The sequence below is a fragment of the Kitasatospora sp. NPDC057500 genome, assembly GCF_042802195.1.
Classification (GTDB): domain Bacteria; phylum Actinomycetota; class Actinomycetes; order Streptomycetales; family Streptomycetaceae; genus Kitasatospora.
The window spans coordinates 1-23,721 of the sequence record NZ_JBHVER010000129.1 but is presented as its reverse complement, the minus strand read 5'-3'; the positions used below and the strand labels follow the sequence as shown (position 1 = coordinate 23,721).

At 74.3% G+C, this 23,721-nt stretch carries 6 protein-coding genes and 1 pseudogene; all 7 read right to left on the bottom strand.

Annotated features, from left to right (window positions below):
* Positions 1-1,022 (bottom strand): beta-ketoacyl synthase N-terminal-like domain-containing protein (locus tag ACFU74_RS24635; RefSeq protein WP_380760336.1); only part of this gene is annotated, 1,022 nt, incomplete at its 3' end.
* A 45-nt stretch (positions 1,023-1,067) separates the two neighbouring features.
* Positions 1,068-2,045: an ACP S-malonyltransferase gene (locus ACFU74_RS24630; RefSeq protein WP_380760334.1), complete on the bottom strand. Its 978-nt coding sequence runs from the start codon at positions 2,043-2,045 to the stop codon at positions 1,068-1,070.
* A complete protein-coding gene (locus tag ACFU74_RS24625; RefSeq protein ID WP_380760332.1) occupies positions 2,042-2,248 on the bottom strand; it encodes a ferredoxin in 207 nt (68 codons plus the stop codon). The genes ACFU74_RS24630 and ACFU74_RS24625 overlap by 4 nt, the downstream gene beginning before the upstream one ends.
* Positions 2,242-3,453 (bottom strand): cytochrome P450, encoded by a 1,212-nt coding sequence (locus ACFU74_RS24620; RefSeq protein ID WP_380760330.1) that lies wholly within the window; start codon positions 3,451-3,453, stop codon positions 2,242-2,244. Before ACFU74_RS24620 ends, ACFU74_RS24625 begins: the two co-directional genes overlap by 7 nt.
* A gap of 281 nt (positions 3,454-3,734) precedes the next feature.
* Entirely contained in the window at positions 3,735-4,583 is an 849-nt protein-coding gene (locus ACFU74_RS24615; RefSeq protein WP_380760328.1) for an arylamine N-acetyltransferase, read from the bottom strand.
* A gap of 17 nt (positions 4,584-4,600) precedes the next feature.
* Positions 4,601-14,443 (bottom strand): type I polyketide synthase, encoded by a 9,843-nt coding sequence (locus ACFU74_RS24610; protein WP_380760325.1) that lies wholly within the window; start codon positions 14,441-14,443, stop codon positions 4,601-4,603.
* A pseudogene (locus ACFU74_RS24605) lies at positions 14,444-23,536 on the bottom strand (SDR family NAD(P)-dependent oxidoreductase); the annotation flags it as partial.
* Positions 23,537-23,721 lie beyond the last annotated feature (185 nt).

The window sequence follows — 23,721 nt, the reverse complement described above, 5'->3', positions numbered from 1 at the left end:
TGGGCTTCGACGGCGTCGATGTCGGTGGTGGTGAGGCGGGCGTTGGCGAGGGCCTGGCGGATGACGCGCTGCTGTGAGGGGCCGTTGGGGGCGGTCAGGCCGTTGGACGCGCCGTCCTGGTTCACGGCGCTGCCGCGGATCACGGCGAGTACCCGGTGGCCGTTGCGCTCGGCGTCGGAGAGCCGTTCGAGTACCAGGACGCCCACGCCCTCGCCCCAGCCGGTGCCGTCGGCCGCATCGGCGAACGCCTTGCACCGTCCGTCCCCCGCCAGCCCCCGCTGCCGGGAGAGTTCCACGAAGGTGGTGGGGGTGGACATCACCGTTACCCCGCCGGCCAGGGCGAGCGAGCACTCGTCGCCGCGCAGCGCCTGGGCGGCGAGGTGCAGGGCGACCAGGGAGGACGAGCAGGCGGTGTCCACCGTCACCGCCGGACCCTCCAGGCCCAGCGTGTAGGAGATCCGGCCGGAGACCACGCTGCCGGCGACACCGGTGCTGAGGTAGCCCTCGACCTCTTGGGGCGTCACCGCGCGGCGGGCCGCGTAGTCGTGGTACATCAGGCCGGCGAAGACGCCGGTCCGGCTGCCCTTCAGCGAGCCCGGATCGATCCCGGCCCGCTCGAACGCCTCCCAGGAGACCTCCAGCAGCAGCCGCTGCTGCGGGTCCATCGCCAGCGCCTCGCGCGGGCTGATCCCGAAGAACTCGGCATCGAAGCCGGCCGCGTCGTACAGGAAGCCGCCTTCGCGGACGTACGACGAACCGGAGTGGTCCGGATCGGGGTGGTACAGGGCCGCCAGGTCCCAGCCGCGGTTGGTGGGGAAGCCGCCGATCGCGTCCTGCCCGTCGGCGACCAGCTGCCAGAGGTCCTCGGGGGAGGCGATGTCGGCGGGATACCGGCAGGCCATGCCGACGATCGCGATCGGCTCGGTGTCGGCCGCCTCCAGGTCCTGGATGCGGCGGTGCGCCTTGCGCAGGTCGCCCGTCATGCGACGGAGGTACTCGACCAGCTCTGCTTCGTCAGCCACGTAACGCCTTCTCTGTGTGGACCGCCCCAAGCCGTCGCGAGGGCGTCAGTTGAACGTGAGTTCGATTCCCATGTCGTAGACCGCGGCTGCCGCCTGCTCGATCTCCTCCGGCGTGGAGACGCCACGGGTCGGGTACGGCCAGGCGAACAGCGGGACCGGCACGCCCGCGCCGAGCAGCAGGGCCAGTTCGGTGCCGCGCTCGGCCAGGCTCTGCTTCACGTGGTTCAGGTACGCCGGGGTGGTGAGGTTGGCCGCGAACTCGGCGCGGACCCCCTCGGCCGTGGTGACGGCGACGCCCTTCGCCAGGGCGGAGACCACCGGGACCTTCGGGTCCTGGAACGGGATCGTCGCCAGGTACGGCCGGACCGCACCGGCGTAGTACTCCTGCAACGGGGTGTGCCCGCCGCCCAGCACGCTGATCACGTTGAGCTGGCCCTGCGGAGCCTCGGCCGCCAGCTGCCTCAGCGCGTCCAGCCGGCCGGAGAACATCACCATCTGGTAGCTGCCGTCGGCGAACACGCCGCCCACGTCCGAGGCGAAGTGCACCCCGGGCCGGTTCGGGCCGCAGTACCACTCCAGGTCGGCGTCGACGCCGATGATGGCCACCGCGACGCCGAGCCCCGGTTCACCGGGCGGCGACATCGGCTGGCGGCTGTTGAACTCCAGCATCGCGAACAGGTCCTCGCGGGTGATCGCACCGGCCAGGCAGGCGCAGATCATCCAGCCGAGGCTGGAGCCGCCCAGCAGGCTCGGCCGGATGCCCTGCTCGGCCAGCACGTCGGCGATCCCGAGCGCGAGCATGGCCTGCCGGGCCGACGCGACATGCCGCAGCTCCGGTCGTGCCGCGTCGTCGTCGCCGTACAGCTGGACCGAGAGGTCCTCGGTGTAGAGCTGCTCCAGCGTCAACCCGGACCAGCGCACCACCTGGTCGGTCCAGTCGCGCATCTGCGGATAGCGTTCGTACAGGGCCAGGCCCGGGGGTTCGAGCGCGACCCCGCCGCCGATGATGAAGCCGATCGTCACCCCGATCCCTCCTCGGACACGCTCAGCGCCTTGACCGGACAGGTCCGGACGGCCTGGTGGACCGGTCCGGCCTCCGGCCCGGGGCCGGAGGCCAGGAGCACCACCAGGCCGTCGTCGTCCTGGTCGAAGGAGGCCGGTGCGAGCCGGGCGCAGTTGCCGGAGCCGATGCAGCGCTCCCGGTCGGCGAGGACGCGGGTCACCACACGACCGGCAGGTTGTGGATCTCCGGCAGCTGGGCGTTCTCCGGTGACCTGACCTCCTCGACCGGGACGGCCAGTCGCAGCGTGGGAACGCGCTCGAACAGCGTGCGGTAGCCGATCTCCAGCTCCACCCGCGTCAGGTTGCCGCCCAGGCACTGGTGGATGCCGTGGCCGAAGGCCAGGTGCTGGCGGGCCTCCGTCCGGCGGACGTCCAGGACGCCCGGGTCCTTGAAGGCCGCGGGGTCGTGGTTCGCCCCTCCGTTGGGCACGACGACGCCCTCGCCGGCCCGGATCAGCTGTCCGCCGATCTCCACGTCCTCGACGGCGACCCGCAGCGCCGACAGGTCCGAGACGCTGACGAACCGCAGCACCTCGTCCACCGCCTCCGGCCAGAGGGCCGGCTCCTGGCGCAGGACCGCCAGCTGGTCCGGGTGGGCCAGCAGCGCGGTTATGCCGTTGGAGAGCATCGAGGCGGTCGGGCCGTAGCCGGCGCCCACGATCACCATGATGAGCGAGACCAGTTCGTCGAAGGTCTCGGCCCCGCCGGCTTCCTTGTACTTGGCGACGATGGTGCTCAGCACGTCGTTGACCGGGTCGTGGTGCTTCTGCTCGATTCCCCCGAGCAGGTACTCGCGGAAGGCGATCTGGATCCGGATGAACTCGGCGAAGTCCTGCACCACGGTCGCCTTGCGGGCGTCCGACATGAACCCCTCGATGGTGTCCAGGTCCAGGCCCAGCAGGCTGCCGATGACACAGCCGGCCAGCGGGAAGGAGTAGGCCTCGGCCAGGTTGACCGGCTGCTCGTGCTCCTGCTCCAGCATCCGGTCGATCAGCCCGTTCGCGACCTGCTGGATCTGGGGGCGCAGGCCGTTCATCCGGCGCATGGTGAACTCGCTGATCACCAGACGGCGCAGCCTGCTGTGCTCCGGGCCGTCCATGGTGACCAGGGTGGGGGTGTGCCGCATGGGTTCGAGTGCCTGGGCGAAGATCGGGTACCCGGGGTTGGTGATGTCGGAGCTGAACCGCTCGTCGCTCAGGATCGCCCGCGCCTCCTCGAAGCCGGTGACCACCCAGGCGGGCGTCCCGTTGTAGAGCCGCACCTGGACCGGCGCGCCGGTCGCGCGGAACGCGTCGTACTCGGCGGGCGGCTTGAACGGACACCCCCGGCGGATCGGAAAATCGAGGATTTCGACAGCACCGTCGGCCATGGCCAATTTCCCTTCACTTTTCCTGGAATGGGTGTCCGACGGGGTTTCACCAGCCGATCGGACGCGACGAGCTCAATGTCTCGGGGTTTCAACGTACCGACCCGGGGCCCCCTGGCTTCAATCCCCTACCCTCCCTGTAGAACCCTTACGTGGGTGGCCCATGGCCGTCGGGGTGGGGGGTGTCGGTAGCGGTGCTGCAAGCGCCGTGGTCGAATCTTCCCGGCTCCGGCCCCTCGGGACCGGAGCCGGGAATCAGTGGGACAGCGGTGTGCCGCGACGTGTCAGCCGAGTTCCTCGATCTGCTTGATGTCCTCGTCGGTGAGGCGGATCCGCATCGTGTCGCGGAGTTCGGCGACGAGTTCGGCAGGGGAGAGCACGCGCTGGTTGGCGATTCCGCCGGTGGTGAAGTCCTGGATGGTCTTTCCGAACAGCGCCTTGCGGACGATGCCGTCCGGACCCTCCAGTACGGCCTGCGTGAAGAGCGCCACCACCAGCGGCGATCGGGGGTAGTGGCTGGAGCCGAAGTTGGCCATCGTGAAGTCGACCGGGTGGAAGAGCGTGGTGTCGAAGGCCACCGAGTCCACCCAGACGTCGTTGTTCAGCATCTGCAGGGCGGTGATCGGGCCCTCCTGGTGGATCCGGTACTTCCAGCCGTCCTGTTCGGAGACGGCGCCGTCGACCAGCGGCACCGGCTCCAGCGGGCCCAGGCAGCCGTAGCCGGCGTCGGAGAGGTAGCGCTGACCGTCCACCTCCACGATCAGCACCGAGTGGGAGCGGGACTGCACCTGGCCCGGCGCATTGCCGAGCCTCACCCGGCAGAGCAGCCGGGTCAGCGAGAAGCCGAGCCGCTCCAGCACGGCCGCGAAGAGCAGGTTGTGCTCGTGGCAGTAGCCGCCCCGACCGAGGGTGACCAGCTTGTTCTGGACCGTCTCCAGGTCCAGCTGGACGCCCCGGCCGAGGATGATGTCCAGGTTCTCGAACGGGATGCCGAGGATGTGCGCCCGTTGCAGTGCCGTCAGCGTTGCCACGGTGGGCTCGGTCGGGCCGGTGTGACCGATGCGCTCCAGGTAGGCGGGGACATCGATCTTCTCGATGCCCCACTCGGACGCGGTGTCGGTGGCGGTCGTCATGTGTGTCCTCTCATCGCTCATGAGCCGAACTCGTTGTCGATCAGGCGGAGCAGGTCGTCCGCGGACGCAGCGGTGAGTTCGTCCTTGTGGTCGGCGTCCGGCACGGCGTCGACGTCCGTGCTGAGTTTGGTGAGCAGCACCCGGAGCCGGGTGGCGACCGCGGCGCGCTCGGTGGCGGTGGCGGTCATGGCGAGCAGCCGGGATTCCAGGTCGTTGATCTCGGCCAGCGCTTCGGCCGCCTCGTTGGGCCCGGACTCGGTCAGGCGGTCGAGCAGGTACTCCGCCATGGCCTGGGGGGTGGGCTGGTCGAACACCAGGGTGGCCGGCAGGCGCAGCCCGGTCGCTTCACCCAGACGGTTGCGCAGCTCCACGGCTGCCAGGGAATCGAACCCCAGCTCCTTGAAGGCCCGGGTCGCACCGACCTCGGCCGCGGAGGCCCGGCCGATCACCATGGCGGCCCGGGTCCGGACGAACTCTAGCAGGGCCTCCGTCCGCTCGGCGACGGGAAGCGCGCGAATGCGCTGCGGCAGACCGGAGTTGGGCGCGATCGGCGCGTCCTCGTCCGACCGGGCCGGGCGGGCCCGGCGGCCGGACAGCGCACGCAGCAGCGGGGTGTCGGCGACACCCGGGTCGAGGTCGGCCGCCACCAGCACCGCCCGGTCCGAGGCCAGTGCGGTGTCCAGCAGGGCCATGCCCCGCGCCGCGGAGATCGGGGACAGGCCGGAGCGGGCCATCCGGCGCAGATCCTCCTCGCCCAGTGCGTCCAGCATCCCTCCCCGCTGCTGCCACGGCCCCCAGGCCACCGAGACGGCCGGCCGCCCCCCGGCGCGCCGGCGCTCGGCGAGGGCGTCCAGATAGGCGTTGGCGGCGGCGTAGTTGCCCTGGCCGCCGGCGCCGAGCGTGCCCGCCAGCGAGGAGAACAGCACGAAGGCCGTCAGCCCGGTGCCGGCGGTGAGCTCGTCCAGGTGGTCCGCGCCGGCCGTCTTCGGAGCCAGCACGGCGGCGATCCGCTCCGGGGTGAGGCCGGTGACCAGCGAGTCGTCCAGCACGCCGGCGGCGTGCACCACGGCGCCGAGGTCCGGGATCCGGCCGAGCAGGTCGGCCACCGCCGCGCGGTCGGCCACATCGCAGGCCACCACCTCGGCGGAGGCGCCCAGTTCGGCGAGGTGGGCGACCAGCTCGGACGCACCCGGCGCCTCCGGGCCGCGCCGGCCGGCCAGGACCAGTCGGCGGACCCCGTGGGCGGTGACGAGGTGCCCGGCCGCCACGGCGGCCAGGCTGCCCGTGCCGCCGGTGATCAGCACGGTGGCCTCCGGATCGAACCCGGGCGGCGCGGCGGTCGTCGGCGCCGGACGCACCAGCCGGGGAACGAGGAGCCTGCCGGCCCGTACCGCCAGTTGCGGTTCGTCCGCGGCGATCTGGGCCGCGACCGCCGCAGGCACCGCCGCCAGGTCGGCGGAGTCCACCAGCAGGAACCGGCCCGGATTCTCCGTCTGGGCGGAGCGGACCAGGCCCCAGGCGGCGGCGCCGGCCAGGTGTCGAACGGGGTCGCCGGGCCCGGTGGTGACCGCGCCGTCGGTGACCAGCACCAGCAGGGTGGGCCGGGAGCCCTCGTCGGCCAGCCAGTCCTGGATCAGCCCCGCGGCGTAGGCGGTGGTGTCGGCGGCGGAGCGGCCGTCGGGCAGCGGCGCCAGCACGATCTCGGGCAGCGGCGCACCGGGCCGGGCCGTGCCGCCGGGGTGCGGGCGGTCCGGGTCGAGGACCAGCACCTCCGTCGGCGCGGCGGATTCGGGAGCAGCGTCCAGGGGGACCCAGTCCAGGGCGAAGAGCGAACGGTCGATGGAGTCCGACTCCAGTCGACTGCCGTCGAACTGGCGTAGCGTCATGGACGAAATGGCGGCGATGTGCTGTCCGGCCTCGTCCGCGATGTCCACCGCGACCGCGTCGGTTCCGGCCGGTTTGATCCGGGCCCGCAGCGCGCCGGTGCCGGGCCGGACGACGCTGACGCCCGCCCAGGCGAACGGCAGCCTCGGCACACCGTCCGAGGGCAGGTAGCCGCCCAGCCCGATGCCGTGCAGCGCCGAATCGAAGAGGGCCGGGTGCAGGCCGAACCGCCCGGCCTCGACCGCCACTTCGGGAGCGGGTCGGACTTCGACGAAGACCTCGTCCCCGCGCCTCCAGGCCGCCCGCAGGCCCTGGAACGCGGGGCCGTAGCCGAAGGCGTTGCGGGCCGTCGCGGCGTAGAAGCCGTCGACCTCGACCGGCTCCGCGTCCACCGGGGGCCAGCTCGACAGGTCGGCCGCCGCGGCGGCGGGACCGGGGGCCAGCAGGCCGGAGGCGTGCAGGGTCCAGGGGGCTCGGGGGGTGTCCGCGGGGCGGGAGTGCACGGTGACGGCGCGCCGGCCGGCGGCGTCCGGCTCGGCGGACGCCACCTGAAGCTCGACGGCGCCGGGGCCGGTGAAGGCCAGCGGGGCGGCCAGCACCAGCTCCTCCACCACCGGGCAGTCCAACTCCCGCCCGGCGTGCAGCGCCAGCTCCACGAACGCGGTGCCGGGCATCAGCGGGGTGCCCATGATGGCGTGGTCGGCGAGCCAGGGGTGGGTGCGCGGCGACACCCGGCCGGGGAAGACCACCCCGTTGGAGTCGGCCAGCGCCACCGGCCCGCCGAGCATCGGGTGGCCGCTGGTGGCTTCCGCCAGCCAGTAGCGCTCGCGCTGGAACGGGTAGGTCGGCAGCTCGACCCAGTCGCCCGGGCCGAAGTGGCCGGCCCAGTCCACCGGCACGCCCCGCACGTACAGCGCGGCGACCGCGGCCACCAGGGTCTCGGACTCGGGCCGGTCCCGGCGCAGTGCGGGCACCGCCCCGGGCACCAGGGCGCTGAGCGTCGCATCCGGCCCCAGTTCCAGGCACCGGGTGACTCCGTACTCGGCCAGCGCGGCCACGCCGTCGCCGAACCGGACCGCCTCCCTCGCATGCCGGACCCAGTAGGCGGGCGAGCACAGCTCCTCCGGCGTGGCCGGCCGCCCCGTCAGGTTCGACACGATCGGCAGCCGCGGCGGCGTGAACTCGATCCGGGCCAGGACCTGTTCGAACTCGGCGAGGGCCGGGTCCATCAGCACCGAGTGGAAGGCGTGGCTGACGTTCAGCCGCCTGGTCCGCTCGAACCCCGCCGCGACCGCCAGCACCGCCTCCTCGTCACCGGAGATCACCACCGCCTCCGGGCCGTTGACCGCCGCCAGCGAAACCCGCTCGCCGAGCAGTGGCAGCACCTCGGCCTCGGAGGCCCGGATCGCCACCATGGCGCCGCCGCCCGGCAGCCGCTGCATCAGCCGGCCGCGCGCGGCCACCAGGGCGCAGGCGTCGGGGAGCGACCAGAGCCCGGCCAGATGGGCTGCGGTGACCTCGCCGATCGAGTGCCCGATCAGGACGTCGGGCCTGATGCCCCAGGACTCGACCAGCCGGAACAGCGCCACTTCGACGGCGAACAGCGCCGCCTGGGTGTACTCGGTCCGGTGCACCGCCTCGCGGTCGTGGAAGAGCGCTTCGTGCAGCGGGCGGTCCAGGTGCGGGTCCATGGCGGTTGCCACCTCGTCGAGCGCTGCCGCGAAGACCTCGAACCGCTCGTACAGCTCCCGGCCCATGCCGACCCGCTGCGCGCCCTGGCCGCTGAACAGGAAGGCCAGGGCGCCGTCGGCCGTTCGGCCGGCGGCCACGCCGGGGCCTTCACCGTCCCGGGCCAACGAGGCCAGCCTGTCGAGGAGTTGCTCGCGGTCGGTGGCGGTGACGACGGCCCGGTGTTCGAGCGACGCCCGGGTCCGTGCCAGGGAACGGGCCAGCTCCACCATCGTGAGCCCGGGGCGGTCGGCGGTCCAGGCGGCCAGTGCCCGGGCCCGGGCCCGGAGCGCGGCCTCGTCGAAGGCGGACAGCACGAACGGAAGGACCGGGGGAACGGCCGGTTCCTCGGCCCCGGCGGCCGGCGTGGCAGCTGCCGGATCGGGCGCCTGTTCCAGGACCACATGGGCGTTGGTGCCGCTCACGCCGAACGCCGACACACCGGCGCGGCGGGGGCGGTCGGTCTCGGGCCAGGGGCGCTGCTCGGTGAGGAGTTCGACGGCTCCGGCGGACCAGTCGACGTGGGTGGAGGGCCGGTCGACGTGCAGCGTGCGGGGGAGCACGCCGTGGTGCATCGCGTGCACCATCTTGATGACGCCGGCGACGCCGGCCGCCGCGGCGGTGTGGCCGATGTTGGATTTGACGGAGCCGAGGAGGAGGGGGTGGTCCCGGTCCTGGCCGTAGGTGGCGAGGAGGGCCTGGGCTTCGATGGGGTCGCCGAGGGTGGTGCCGGTGCCGTGGGCCTCGACGGCGTCGATGTCGGTGGTGGTGAGGCGGGCGTTGGCGAGGGCTTGGCGGATGACGCGTTGCTGGGAGGGGCCGTTGGGGGCGGTGAGGCCGTTGGAGGCGCCGTCCTGGTTGACGGCGCTGCCGCGGACCACGGCGAGCACCCGGTGCCCGTTGCGCTCGGCGTCGGAGAGCCGCTCCAGCAGCAGCAGGCCGACGCCCTCGCCCCAGCCGGTGCCGTCGGCGGCGTCCGCGAACGCCTTGACCCGCCCGTCCGGTGCCAGGCCGCCCTGCCGGGAGAACTCGACGAACGCCTCCGGCGTGGAGAGCACGGTGACGCCGCCGGCCAGCGCGAGCGAGCACTCGCCGCCCCGCAGCGCCTGGGCCGCCAGGTGCAGGGCCACCAGGGACGAGGAGCACGCGGTGTCCACGGTGATCGCCGGGCCCTCCAGGCCCAGGGTGTAGGCGATCCGGCCGGAGGCCACGCTGCCCGCGTTCCCGGTGCCCAGGTAGCCCTCGACCCCGCCGGGCACGCTCTGGACCCGGTCGGCGTAGTCGCTGCCCGACACCCCGGCGAAGACGCCGGTGTCGCTGCCCCGCACCGCGTGCGGGTCGATGCCGGCCCGCTCCAGGAGCTCCCAGGAGGTCTCCAGCAGCAGCCGCTGCTGCGGGTCCATGGCCAGGGCCTCGCGCGGCGAGATCCCGAAGAAGGCGGCGTCGAACCCGGCCGCGTCGTCCAGGAAGGCGCCGTTGCGGGTGTAGCTGGTGCCGGGTCGGCCCGGCACCGGGTCGTAGACCGCGTCCAGGTCCCAGCCGCGGTCGGCGGGGAACTCGCCGACCGCGGTGACGCCGTCCCTGGCCACCCGCCACAGGTCCTCCGGGGTGCGGATCCCGCCCGGGTAGCGGCAGGCCATGGCGACGATGGCCACCGGCTCGTCCGACCCGCCGGCGGCGACCGCCGACGCGGCCGGCTCCGGAAGGGTGTCGGCCAGCAGGGAGGCCAGGTGGCCGGCCAGGACGTCATGGGTCGGGTAGTCGAACAGCAGGGTGACGGGCAGTCGCAGGCCGGTGTCGGCGTTCAGCCGGTTGCGCAGCTCCACCGCGGTGAGCGAATCGAAGCCGAGGTCCTGGAATGGCCGGCCGGTACTGACCGCCTCCGGGCCGGGGTGGCCGAGCACGGCCGCCGCCCGGGTCCGGATCAGGTCGACCAGGGCACGGTGGCGCCGGCTCTCGGGCAGCCCGGCGAGCCGGGCGGCGAACGCGGACTGCCCGCCGCCGCCCGGGCCCGACGGCTCCTCGGTGCGCAGCGCCTCGACGGCGTCGGGGATCTCGGCGATCAGCGGCCGGGGCCTGGCCACCGCGAAGGTCGGCGCGAACCGGGACCAGTCCAGGTCCGCCACGGTGATCTGGGTCTCGTCGTCCGCGATCGCCTGCCGAAGCGCGGCGAGCGCCCGCTCGGGCGGCATCGGCCGGACCCCGCGCGCGCTCAGCAGCCGGTCGGCCTCCTCACCCACCATGCCGCTGTCGGCCCAGCTGCCCCAGGCCACCGAGACCGCCGGCAGCCCGCGCTGACGGCGCTCCTCGGCCAGGGCGTCCAGGAAGGCGTTGCCCGCGGCGTAGGCGCCCTGGCCGGCGCTGCCCCACACGGCGGCGCCCGAGGAGAAGAGCACCAGCCGGGCGTCGGGCAGCAGCGCGTCCAGGTTCACCGCGCCGGCCACCTTGGCGGACACCACCTCGGCCAGCTCGGCCACGGAGGTCCGCAGCAGCTCGGTGGCCTGGCCGACCCCGGCGGCGTGGAAGACGGTGCTCACCGGGCCGACTTCGGCCAGCAGCGCGGCCAGCGCCTCGCGGTCGGCCACGTCACAGGCCGCGACCGTGACCACGCAGCCGCTCCCCGCCAACTCGGCCGTCAGCTCCTCGGCGCCCGCTGCGGCCGGTCCCCGGCGGCTGGTCAGCACCAGGCGCTCCGCGCCCGCAGCGGCGAGCCAGCGCGCCACGTGGGCGCCGATCGCCCCTGTGCCGCCGGTCACCAGGACGGTGCCGTCCGGCTGCCGGCCGCGGCCCGCGGAGGCCTCGGCGCGGGCCGAGCGGACCAGCCTGCGGCCGAAGACGCCCGCCTCGCGCAGCGCGAGCTGGTCCTCGCCGACCGGTGCGGCCAGGATCCGGGCCAGGCGCTCCAGCGTGCGGGGGCCCAGCCGCTGGGGCAGGTCGACCAGCCCGCCCCAGCTGCGCGGCAGTTCCAGGCCGGCCACCCGGCCCAGGCCCCAGCAGGCCGCCTGCGGCAGGCTGCGCAGCGGATCCGAGCGTCCGACCGAGACGGCGCCCTGGGTCAGGCACCACAGCGGAGCCCCGGACTCCAGCGCGGTCAGCCCCTGGATCAGCCGCAGGGTGTCCGCGAGACCTGCCGGCAGGGAGGGCTGCTCGACGTCCGGGCGCTCGTTCAGCGCCAGCAGCGAGAGCACCCCGGCGAACTCGCCGGGATCCCCCAACGACTCGGGGGAGAAGCCCTCGATCCGGACGGTGGGCACGCCCAGTCCGTGCTCCAGCTCAGCGCCAAGCGCGGAGCCGCCGGGGGCGTCGACGATCAGCCAGCTGCCGGACGGCGCCGCGGCCCCGGGGGACAGCGGCGTCCAGGTCACCCGGTAGCGCCAGGAGTCGAGCTCGGAGCCGGTCAGCCGGTCGCGTCGCCACCGGGCCAGGGCCGGCAGGGCCTCCTGCCACCCGTCGGCCGGTCCGTCCAGCAGCCGGGCCAGCCCCGCTGGGTCGTCGGCGTCCACCGCCGCCCAGAACTGCGCCTCGGAAGGGTCCCCGGCCTCCCGCTCCCGCTCCGCGACCAGCCAGTGGCGCTGCCGCTGGAAGCGGTACGTCGGCAGGTCCACCACACGCGCCCCGGCGGGCAGCAGGCGTGCCCAGTCGACCGGAGCACCCGAGACGTACGCCTCGGCGAGCGAGACGAGCAGCCGGTCCGGGCCGCCCTCGCCGCGCCGCAGGGTGCCGACCGCAGCCGCGGGGCGGCCGCTCTCCTCGATCCGCTCCTGCACCGCCGTGGCGAGCACCGGGTGCGGGCTGACCTCCACGAAGACTCCGTGGCGCTGCCGCAGCAGCTGCTCGACGGCCCGGTCGAAGCGCACGGTGCCGCGCAGGTTCTGGTACCAGTACTCGGCGTCGGGCTCACCGGCGTGGTCGGTGGTGGAGACGAACGGCACGGTGCCCGGCAGCGGGGTGATCGGGGCCAGCGCGTCGAGCAGCCCGTCGCGGAGCCCGGCCACCTGGGGGGAGTGCGAGGCGTAGTCCACCGGGATCCGGCGGGCGCGGGTGCCGGCGGCCTCGCAGGCCGACACCAGCTCGTCCAGGGCCTCCGTCGTGCCGGAGACCACCACCGCGCGGGGCCCGTTCACCGCGGCGATCGACAGCCGCTCGCCCCAGGGCTCGATCAGGGCGGAAGCGGCCTCCTCGGTCAGCACCAGGGAGACCATCCCGCCCCGGCCGGAGAGCCGCAGCAGCTCCCTGCTGCGCAGCGCGACCACGCGCGCCGCGTCGTCCAGCGACAGCACCCCGGCCACGCAGGCGGCGGCGATCTCGCCCTGCGAGTGGCCCACCACCGCGGCCGGCTCCACCCCGCACGCCCGCCACACCTCGGCCAGCGCAACCATCATCGCCCAGAGCGCGGGCTGCACCACGTCCACCCGGTCGAGCGGGGCCGCGCCCTCGGCGCCCGTGAGGACCTCGTGCAGCGACCAATCGGTGTGCGGTGCCAGCGCCTTCGCACAGGCCTCGATCCGCTCGGCGAAGACCGGTGAGCGGTCCAGCAGTTCGCGGCCCATGCCGATCCACTGGGCGCCCTGGCCGGGGAAGACGAACACCGGCGCGGCGGTGGGCACCACCTGTCCGACCACCTCGGGCAGGTCCTCGCCGAGCAGCACCGCGCGGTGCTCCATCGGCGCCCGGGTGGCCACCAGTGAGTGCGCCACGTCGGCGGGTGCCAGCGCGGCGGCGTGGGTGCGCAGCACGGCGGTCTGCTCGTCCAGGGCGGCGGCGCTGCGGGCACCGACCACCCACGGCAGCACCCGGAGGGCGACGGGCCGTTCGTGCCCGCCGCCGAGCGGCTCGGTGGCGGCGGGCCCGTCGTCGGCGGAACCGGACTCCTGGGCCGCTTCCAGGATCAGGTGCACGTTGGTGCCGCTCATGCCGAAGGCCGAGACCCCTGCCCGCCGCGCCTCGGCGCGCTCCGGCCACTCCCGGCGCTCCGTCAGGAGCCGGACCGCGCCGGCCGACCAGTCCGCGTGCGGCGTCGGCTCGGCCGCGTGGAGGGTCGGCGGCAGTACGCCGTGCCGCAGCGCCATGACCATCTTGATCACCCCGGCCGCGCCCCCGGCGGCCTGGGTGTGGCCGATGTTGGACTTGACCGAGCCGAGCCAGAGCGGGTGGTCGCGCTCCTGCCCGTAGGTCGCCAGCAGCGCCTGGACCTCGATCGGGTCGCCCAGCGTGGTGCCGGTGCCGTGTCCCTCCACCGCGTCCACCTGGTCGGGCGTCAACCGCGATTCGACCAGGGCCCGCCGGATCACCTCCTGCTGTGCGGGGCCGCTGGGCGCCGTCAGTCCGTTGCTGGCGCCGTCCTGGTTGACGGCGGAGCCCCGGACCACGGCGAGCACCTCGTGGCCGTTGCGGCGGGCGTCGGAGAGCCGCTCCACGAGCAGCACCGCCACCCCCTCGCCCCAGCCGGTGCCGTCGGCCGCGGAGCCGAACGCCTTGCAGCGCCCGTCGGGCGCCAGCGCCTGCTGGCGGGAGAACTCCACCAGTACGGCGGGGCTGGACATCACCGCGACGCCGCCGGCCAGCGCCATCGAGCACTCGCCCCGGCGCAGCGACTGCACGGCCAGGTGCAGCGCCGTCAGGGAGGACGAGCAGGCGGTGTCGACGGTGACCGCAGGGCCCTCCAGCCCCAGGGTGTAGGCGACCCGGCCGGAGACCACGCTGACGGCGTTGCCGGTGACCACGTGGCCCTCGACCTCCGGTCCGGCCGCGCTCAGGTCACCGCCGTAGTCCCGCCCGGACACCCCGGCGAAGACGCCGATGTCGCGGCCGCGCACCGCGGCCGGGCTGATCCTGGCCCGCTCGACCGCTTCCCAGCAGGTCTCCAGGAAGAGCCGTTGCTGGGGGTCCATGGCCAGCGCCTCGCGCGGCGAGATCCCGAAGAACCCGGCGTCGAACTCGGCCGCGCCGTCGAGGAAGCCGCCCTCGCGGACGTAGCACGTTCCGGGCCGGTCACCCGTCGGGTCGTACAGCTCGGCCAGGTTCCAGCCCCGGTCGGCCGGGAGGCCGCCGACCGCGTCCCCGCCGGACTCGACCAGCCGCCACAGGTCCTCCGGGGAATCCACGCCGCCGGCGAAGTGGCAGGCCATGCCGATGATCGCGATCGGCTCGTGGTCGGCGTCTTCGAGCTCGGCCACGCGCTGGCGCGCCTTCTGCAGGTCGGCGGTGACCCAACGGAGGTAGTCGCGGAGCTTCTCCTCGTTGGACATTTAATCCCTTCCGAATTCCGTGTTGATGAAGTCGAACAGCTCGTCGTCGCTGACGGTCTCCAGGACCGCTGCGCCGGGCTGCCGGCCGGTGTCCCAGGCGAGTGTCAGGCCGCGCAGGCGGGTGACGATCTTGGAGCGCAGCGCGTCGTCCGGTCCGATCCGGGCGAGCGCCTGCTCCAACTGGTCGAGCTGGTCCAGCACCGGACGCGGTTCGTCGGCCGACTGACGGCCCAGGAGCGCGTCGAGGTGGTCGGCCAGCGCGTCGGGCGTCGGGTGGTCGAAGACCAGGGCGGGCGGCAGCTGCAGGCCGGTCGCCTCCTTGAGGGCGTTGCGCATCTCCACCGCGGCCAGTGAGTCGAAGCCCAGCTCCCGGAAGCTCACCTCGGGCGCCACCTCCGCCGAGTCGTAGCCGAGGATGGCGGCGACCTGCTCCAGAACCAGCGCGAGCAGGGCCCGCCGGCGTTCCGGACCGGAGACCCCGGCCAACGCGGGTGCGGCCTTCGGCCGGGGTGCCGCTTCCAGCACCTGCCGCACCTCGGGCAGCTGCTCGATCAGCGGGCTGGGCCGGTTGAGGGTGAACGACGGAGCGAAGAGCGACCAGTCCATGTCGGCGACGGCCACCGCCGTCTCGTCCTGGTCCAGCGCAGCGGCCAGTGCCGCGACCGCCCGGTCGGGCGCCATCGGGATCACCCCGCGCCGTCGCAGCCACTCCACGCCGTCGCCCGCAGCCATCCCGCCGCCGTCCCAGGCGCCCCAGGCCACCGAGAGCCCTGCCAGCCCGGAGGCCCGGCGGTGCTGGGCCAGAGCGTCCAGGTAGGCGTTGGCGGCGGCGTAGGCACCCTGCCCGGCGCTGCCCCAGACCCCGGAGACCGAGGAGAACAGGACGAAGGCCTCCAGCTTCTGATCGGCGGTCAGTTCGTGCAGGTTGCGCGCTGCCACGGTCTTGGACCAGAGCGAGGCCTCCAGGGCCTCCGGCGTCAGCCGGTCGATCGGCAGGTTCTCCAGCACCCCGGCGGTGTGCACCACACCGGTCAGCGGCGCTTCGACCGGTATCGCCGCCAGTGTCCGCGCCAGCGACTCCCGGTCCGCGGCGTCGCACACGACCACGGTGACCTGGGCACCGAGCCTGGTGAGCTCCTCCGCCAGCTCCGTCGCCCCGGGCGCGAGCGGACCCCGGCGGCTGGCGAGGACCAGGTGCTCCGCCCCGCTCCGGGCCAGCCAGCGGGCCACGTGGCCGCCCAGCGCGCCGGTGCCGCCGGTGATCAGCACCGTGCCGTGCGGTTGCCAGGGCGTGTCGGACCGGGCGGGTTGCTGCGGGGCGCGCAGCAGTCGGCGCGCGAACAGGCCGCCGTCGCGGATCGCCAGCTGGTCCTCCTCGTCCCGCCCGGCCAGTACGGAGGCCAGCAGCTCACCGGCCGGCTCGTCCAGCAGTTCGGGCAGATCGACCAGGCCGCCCCATCGTCGCGGGTCCTCAAGCCCGGCCACCCGGCCGAAGCCCCACAGCCGGGCCTGCTCCGGGTTGGGCAGCGGCTCCGTGGAACCGACCGCGACGGCCCCGCGGGTGGCCACCCACAGGGGCGCCCCGACCTCCGCGTCGCCCAGCGCCTGGAAGAGCGCCACGGCGCCCGCCAGCTCGGAGGGACCGGGCAGCATCAGCACGCCGGCGATCCCCTCCGGGGCGCCGGCCAGGCGGGCCGCCAGCAGTTCGCGGGTCAGTTCCCCGGGCCCGACCAGCCAGGTGGCCGGCTGCGCGCCGGCGCGCAGCAGCGCCCCGGCGGCCGCGTCGGCCTCCGCCGGGTCCTGCGCCAGCAGCAGCCAGCGGCCCGACAGCGGTGCCGGGCGCCGCCCGGCGAGCGGCTGCCATTCGATCCGGTACCGCCAGTCGTCGCCGGTGGGCCGGCTCGGCCCGGCGGGCGGCTGGTACCAGTAGCGCTTCCGCTGGAACGGGTAGGTCGGCAGCTCGACTCCGGGACCGGCGTGCCCGTCGAACCAGGCCGTCCAGTCGATCGCCGTCCCGGCGCGGTGGAGCTGGGCCAGTGCGGTCAGCACCGTCTCCGGTTCGGACCGCTGGTCGCGCAGCGCCGGTACGAAGAGGGCCTCGGCCCCGGCGGGCAGGCAGTCCGGCCCCAACGCGGAGAGCACGGCGTCCGGCCCGATCTCCAGGAAGGTGCCCACCCCGGCCTCGGCCATGGACCGCACCGTGTCCGCGAACCGCACCGTGCCCCGGGCCTGCTCGACCCAGTACTGCGCGGTGGCGATCCGCTCGGCGGGCACCGGCTCCCCGGTGACCGTGGAGACGATCGGGATCCGCGGACGCCGGAACTCCAGCCCTGCGGCGACCTCGGCGAACTCGGCGAGCATCGGCTCCATCAGCGCGGAGTGGAAGGCATGGCCGACCGCCAGCCGCTTGGTCTTGCGGCCGGTGCCGGCGAAGTGCTCGGCGCAGGCCGCCACCGCCGCGTCCCCGCCCGACACCACCACCGCGCGCGGACCGTTCACCGCCGCGATGTCCAGCGGGAGGTCCCGTCCGGCGAGCCACTCGGCCACCTCGGCCTCCGTGGCCTGCACCGAGAGCATCGCGCCGCCGGCCGGCAGTTCCTGCATCAGCCGGCCCCGCGCCGTCACCAGCACCGCCGCGTCCGTCGGGGACAGCACGCCGGCCAGGTGAGCGGCGGCGATCTCGCCGACCGAGTGGCCGGCCAGGTAGTCCGGCGACAGGCCCAGGAACCGGTAGAGCGCCACCTCCAGGGCGAACAGTGCCGGCTGGGTGTACCGGGTCTGCTCCAGCAGGTCCGGCTGCTCGAACATCACCTCGCGCAGGGGCCGGTCCAGGTGGCGGTCCAGGTCGGCGCAGACCTCGTCCAGCGCGGCCGCGAAGGCCGGGTAGTGCCGGTAGAGCTCACCGCCCATGCCGGTCCGCTGCGAGCCCTGGCCGGTGAACAGCACCCCGAGGCGGCCCGGTACCGGCGGGCCGGCGACCAGTTGGGGGGCCCGCTCGCCCGCCGCCAACGCGGACAGGCCGGCGGCCACGGCGGCCCGGTTCCCGGCCAGCACCACGGCGCGGTGCGGCATCGGCGAACGGGTCGCGGCCAGCGACCACCCCAGTTCTCCGGGGTCGGTGTCGGCCAGCGGCAGCAGTTGCTCCGCCTGCCGTCGCAGTGCGGAGTCGCTGCGGGCGGAGAGCACGATCGGCACCAGCGGTCCCGTCGCGGGGGCGGTGGTGGGCTGGGTGGTGTGGGGTGCTTGTTCGAGGATGATGTGGGCGTTGGTGCCGCTGATGCCGAAGGCGGAGACGCCGGCGCGGCGGGGGCGTCCGGTGTCGGGCCAGGGGCGTTGTTCGGTGAGGAGTTCGACGGCGCCCTCGGACCAGTCGACGTGGGTGGAGGGCCGGTCGACGTGGAGGGTGCGGGGGAGTTGGCCGTGGTGCATGGCCTGCACCATTTTGATGACGCCCGCGACGCCGGCGGCGGCCTGGGTGTGGCCGATGTTGGACTTGATCGAGCCGAGGAGCAGGGGGTGGTCCCGGTCCTGGCCGTAGGTGGCCAGCAGGGCCTGGGCCTCGATGGGGTCGCCGAGGGTGGTGCCGGTGCCGTGGGCTTCGACGGCGTCGATGTCGGTGGTGGTGAGGCGGGCGTTGGCGAGCGCCTGGCGGATCACCCGCTGCTGCGAGGGGCCGTTGGGGGCGGTGAGGCCGTTGGAGGCGCCGTCCTGGTTCACGGCACTGCCGCGGACCACGGCGAGCACCCGGTGGCCGTTGCGCTCGGCGTCGGAGAGCCGCTCCAGTACCAGCACACCCGCACCCTCGGCCATCCCCGTCCCGTCGGCGGCGTCCGCGAACGCCTTGCACCGCCCGTCCCCGGCCAGCCCGCCCTGCCGGGAGAACTCGGCCAGGGTCACCGGGCTGGCCATCACCGTTACGCCGCCGGCCAGGGCGAGCGAGCACTCGCCGGAGCGCAGCGCCTGGGCCGCCAGGTGCAGGGCCACCAGGGACGAGGAGCACGCGGTGTCCACCGTGATCGCCGGGCCCTCCAGGCCCAGGGTGTAGGAGATCCGGCCGGAAACGATGCTCGGCGCGTTGCCGGTCATCAGATAGCCGCCGCCGTCCGGATCCGCGGAGTCGAACCGCGCGCCGTAGTCACTGCCGGCGATGCCCGCGAACACACCCGTCGGGCTGCCCTGCAGTGAGGCAGGCACGATCCCGGCCCGCTCCAGCGCCTCCCAGGCGGTCTCCAGCAGCAGCCGCTGCTGCGGGTCCATCGCCAGCGCCTCGCGCGGGCTGATCCCGAAGAACTCCGCGTCGAACTCCCCTGCGTCGTACAGGAACCCGCCCCGGCCCTCGCCGACCTGCCAGCCACGGTCGGTGGGGAAGGCCGAGACGGTGTCCCGGCCGGCCGAGACCAGTCGCCACAGGTCCTCGGGCGAGGCCACCCCGCCGGGGTAGCGGCAGGCCATGCCGACGACGGCCACCGGCTCGTCGCTCGCCCGGACCTGCGCCTGCTCGACCGGGGCCGGGGCACCGCCGCCGAGCTCGCCGTACAGGTGCCCGGCCAGTGCCGCCGGCGTCGGGAAGTCGAACACCAGGGTGGCCGGCAGGCGCAGGCCGGTTGCGGTGTTCAGCCGGTTGCGCAGCTCCACCGCGGTCACGGAGTCCAGCCCCAGCTCGCGGAAGGCCCGGTCGGCAGCCACCGCGTCGGACTCGGCGTGCCCGAGCACCAGCGCCGAGTGCGTCCGGACCAGACCGAGCAGCAGGTGCTCCCGCTCCGGCTCGGAGAGCGTCGCCAACTGCTGCTGCAGGGCGGACCCCACGGCCGCCGGCTCCTGCGGCGCGGCCGAACGCAGCGCCCGAACCTCGGGGATCTCGTCGAACATCGGGCTCGGCCGGACGGCGGTGAAGGCCACGTGGTAGCGCGGCCACTCGATGTCGGCGACCAGCAGCATCGGCTGCGCCTCGTTCAGGGCCTGCTGGAGCGCCTTCAAGGCCGACTCGGGGTCGATCGCCGGTACACCGTGGCGCCGCAGCAGGTCCTTCACCGCCCCCGTCGCCATGCCGGAACCGTCCCAGGCGCCCCAGGCCACCGAGGTCGCGGGCAGGCCGAGCGAGTGCCGGTGCTGCGCCAGCGCGTCCAGGTAGGCGTTGCCGGGAGCGTAGTTGCCCTGGCCCGGCGCACCGGCGGTGGCACCGGCGGAGGAGAAGAGCACGAAGGCGGAGAGGTCGCGGTCGAGGGTCAGGTCGTGCAGATTGCGTGCGGCGGTCATCTTCGCGCTCAGCGCCCGTTCGAGCTGATCGGGTGTCAGCGACGCGATCAGGCCGTCGTCGAGAACGCCGGCGGCGTGCACCACGGCCGTCAGCTCGCCCGGGAGCCCGGCGAGCAGCGCCGCCAGTGCGTCCCGGTCGGCGACGTCGCAGGCCGCGATCGTCACCGCCGCCCCCAGCGCGGCGATCTCGGCCGCCAACTCGGCCGCACCCTCCGCCTGTTCGCCACGCCGACTGGTCAGTACCAGGTGATCGGCCCCGCCTTCGGCGAGCCGGCGGGCGACCATCGCGCCCAGCGCACCGGTGCCGCCGGTCACCAGTACCGTGCCGCTCGGGCGCCAGTCCGGCTGCTCGGCGTAGGGGGTCGCCCGGACCAGGCGGCGGACGAAGACGCCGGACTGCCGGACGGCCCACTGGTCCTCGTCGCCCGTGTTGCCCAGGGTTCGGGCGAACAGCTCCGCGGTCCGGGGGGTCAGGGCGGGGGGCAGGTCGACCACGCCGCCCCAGCGCTCCGGGTGCTCCAGACCCATCACCCGGCCCAGGCCCCAGACCAGGGCCTGCCCGGGGTTGCCCAGCAGATCCGAGTCGGCAACCCGCACCGCGTCGCGCGTCGCGCACCAGAGCGGAACCTCCACGCCGTCGAGTGCCTGGATCAGCGAGACCGTGAGCGCGTAGCCGTGCGGCACCGACGGGTGGTCGACGTCCGGCCGTTCGTCCCAGGTGAGCAGTGAGAGCACGCCGGCGGCCCCGGCGGCCTGCTGCCGCACGTGCTCCGGGTCGATCGCGTCGAGCACCAGCGGCTGCGCCTCGCAGCCGCTGTCGGCCATGGCCTCCAGCAGGGTGGCGACGCTCTCCTCGCCGCCCGCCCGGGCGGGCACCAGCACCAGCCAGCGGCCGCTCCGGTCGGCGGCCGGCTGCGGGGTGAGGGACTGCCAGGCCACCCGGTAGCGCCAGTCGTCCGTCACCGCGCGTGTGGGGGACTCCCGCTCGATCCGCTCCGGCCAGAACCGCCGGTGCTGGAAGGCGTAGGTGGGCAGTGCGACCCGGTGGCTCGTGGCCGGGCCGAAGACCGCCGACCAGTCCGGCTCGGTCCCGTGCACGCCCAGCGTGGCCAGCGCGGTGATGAACTGGCCCGCATCGCCGGTGTTGCGGCGGAGCGTGCCGGTGACCACGCCGTCCACTCCGCACGAGTCGAGCGTCTGCTCGATGCCGGCGGTGGTCACCGGGTGCGAACTGGTCTCGACGAAGACGGTGTGCCCGGCTGAGGCCAGGGCGTGGACGGTCTCCTGGAAGAGGACCGTCTGCCGCAGGTTGCGGTACCAGTACTCGCCGGTCAGCTCGGTGGTGTCCAGCAGCCCGCCGGTGACGGTCGACCAGAACGGCACCTGCGCCGGAAGCGGTGTGACGGCCTCCAGGGCCGACAGCAACTCGGCCTGGATCCTCTCGACCTGGGACGAGTGCGAGGCGTAGTCCACCGGGATCCGGCGGGCCCGGAGCTGCTCGGCCCCGCAGGCGTCCAGCAGCTCCTGCACGGCGTCCGTGTCGCCCGCCAGCACCACGGAGGACGGACCGTTGACCGCGGCCAGTGCCAGTCGCCCGGGCCACCGGTCCAGCAGTTCCCGCACGTCCCCGGCCGGGGCGGCCACCGACACCATGCCGCCCTGGCCGGCCAGTTCACCGGCGATCAGGCGGGAACGCAGCGCCACCACCCGGGCGGCGTCGTCCAGCGAGAGCGCGCCGGCGACGCAGGCGGCGGCGATCTCGCCCTGCGAGTGCCCCACCACGGCGGACGGCTCGATCCCGCAGGACCGCCACACCTCGGCCAGGGAGACCATCACGGCGAACAGCGCCGGCTGGACCACATCCACGCGTTCGAGCAGGGCTCCGTCGGTGAGGGCCTCGGTCAGCGACCAGTCCACGTACGGCGCGAGCGCGGTCCCGCAGCGCGCCATCGCGGCGCGGAACACGGTTGAGGTGTCCAGCAGTTCGCGGCCCATGCCGGCCCACTGCGAGCCCTGGCCGGGGAAGACGAAGACCGGACCGGCGCCGCCGCCGGCCTGTGCCGTCCCCTGTACCAGGTGTTCCGACACGCCACCGCCGGCCAGGGCCGCCAGCCCGTCGGCGAACTCCTCGGGTGTGCCACCGACGACGACCGCGCGGTGCGGCAACCGCGCGCGGCCGAGGGCGAGCGCGCGGCCCACCTCGGCGGCGGGCAGCGCGGCCCCGGTACCGGTGTACCACTCGCGGAGTCGCCCGGCCTGCGCGCGGAGGGCGGGTTCGGTGCGGGCGGAGAGCACCAGCGGCAGCACCGGCGGGAGCTCCACGGCCTCGACCGGAACGGGCTCCGCGGCCTGCTCCAGGATCACGTGGGCGTTGGTGCCGCTCATGCCGAAGGACGAGACGGCGGCGCGGCGGGGGCGTCCGGTGTCGGGCCAGGGGCGTTGTTCGGTGAGGAGTTCCACCGAACCCTCGGACCAGTCGACGTGGGTGGAGGGCCGGTCGACGTGCAGGGTCCTGGGGAGCACGCCGTGGTGCATGGCCTGCACCGTCTTGATGATTCCGGCGACGCCGGCCGCCGCCATCGTGTGGCCGATGTTGGATTTGACGGAGCCGAGGAGGAGGGGGTGTTGGCGGTCCTGGCCGTAGGTGGCGAGGAGGGCTTGGGCTTCGATGGGGTCGCCGAGGGTGGTGCCGGTGCCGTGGGCTTCGACGGCGTCGATGTCGGTGGTGGTGAGGCGGGCGTTGGCGAGCGCTTGGCGGATGACGCGTTGCTGGGAGGGGCCGTTGGGGGCGGTGAGGCCGTTGGAGGCGCCGTCCTGGTTGATCGCGCTGCCGCGCACCACTGCCAGCACGTCGTGCCCGTTGCGCTCGGCGTCGGAGAGCCGCTCCAGTACCAGCACGCCCACGCCCTCGCCCCAGCCGGTGCCGTCGGCGGCGTCCGCGAACGCCTTGCACCGTCCGTCCCCCGCCAGCCCGCCCTGCCGGGAGAAGTCCTCGAAGGCCTCCGAGGTGGACATCACGGTGGCGCCGCCGGTCAGTGCGAGCGAGCACTCGCCGCCCCGCAGCGCCTGAGCCGCCAGGTGCAGGGCCACCAGCGAGGAGGAGCAGGCGGTGTCCACCGTCACCGCCGGGCCCTCCAGACCCAGGGTGTAGGCGATCCGTCCGGAGGCCACACTGCTGGAGTTTCCCGCCATGCCGAACCCGGATCCGGCCGCGGTGGATTCCCGCACCACGGCCTGGTAGTCATTGCCCGCCAGGCCGACGAAGACCCCGGTCCGGCTGCCCGCGAGCGAGAGCGGGTCGATCTGGGCCCGCTCGAACGCCTCCCAGGAGACCTCCAGCAGCAGCCGCTGCTGCGGGTCCATCGCCAGCGCCTCGCGCGGGCTGATCCCGAAGAAGTCGGCGTCGAACTCGGCGGCGTCGTAGAGGAAGCCGCCTTCCCGGGCGTGCTGGAAGGCCTGGTCGACCTTCCACCCGCGATCGGTGGGGAACGGTGCCATCACGTCCACGCCGTCGGTGACCAGCCGCCAGAGCTCCTCCGGCGAGGTGATCCCCCCGGGGTAGCGGCACGCCATGCCGACGATCGCGATCGGCTCGTCCAGGGCCGCCGGGACGAGGACCGGGGTGTCGGTGAGCGCGCCGGAGTCCAGGTAGCGGGCCAGCGCGGCCGGCGTCGGGTAGTCGAAGGCGATGGTGGCGGGCAGTCGCCGTCCGACCGCCGCGCTGAGGCTGTCCCGGAACTGCACCGCGGCGAGCGAGCCGAAGCCGATGTCCTGGAACCGCAGGTGCGCGGGCACCTCGGTGATCTCGGTGTGGCCCAGGACGGCGGCCGCGTGCAACCGGACCAGCTCAAGGAGGTCCGACGGCGGATCCGCGAGGGCCCGGGGGGCCGGGAGCGCGCCGGTCGCGGGAAGGCCGGGACCGGACGGCAGCCAGTAGTGCTGGTGTTGGAAGGGGTAGGTGGGGAGGTCGAGGTGGTGGGTGGGGGTGTTGAGGATGGTGGGCCAGTGGATGGGGGTGGTTG

Coding starts and splice junctions, on each gene's coding strand:
- ACFU74_RS24620 (WP_380760330.1), bottom strand. CDS start 3,453: ATGGCCGACGGTGCTGTCGAAATCCTCGATTTTCCGATCCGCCGGGGG.
- ACFU74_RS24615 (WP_380760328.1), bottom strand. CDS start 4,583: ATGACGACCGCCACCGACACCGCGTCCGAGTGGGGCATCGAGAAGATC.
- ACFU74_RS24610 (WP_380760325.1), bottom strand. CDS start 14,443: ATGTCCAACGAGGAGAAGCTCCGCGACTACCTCCGTTGGGTCACCGCC.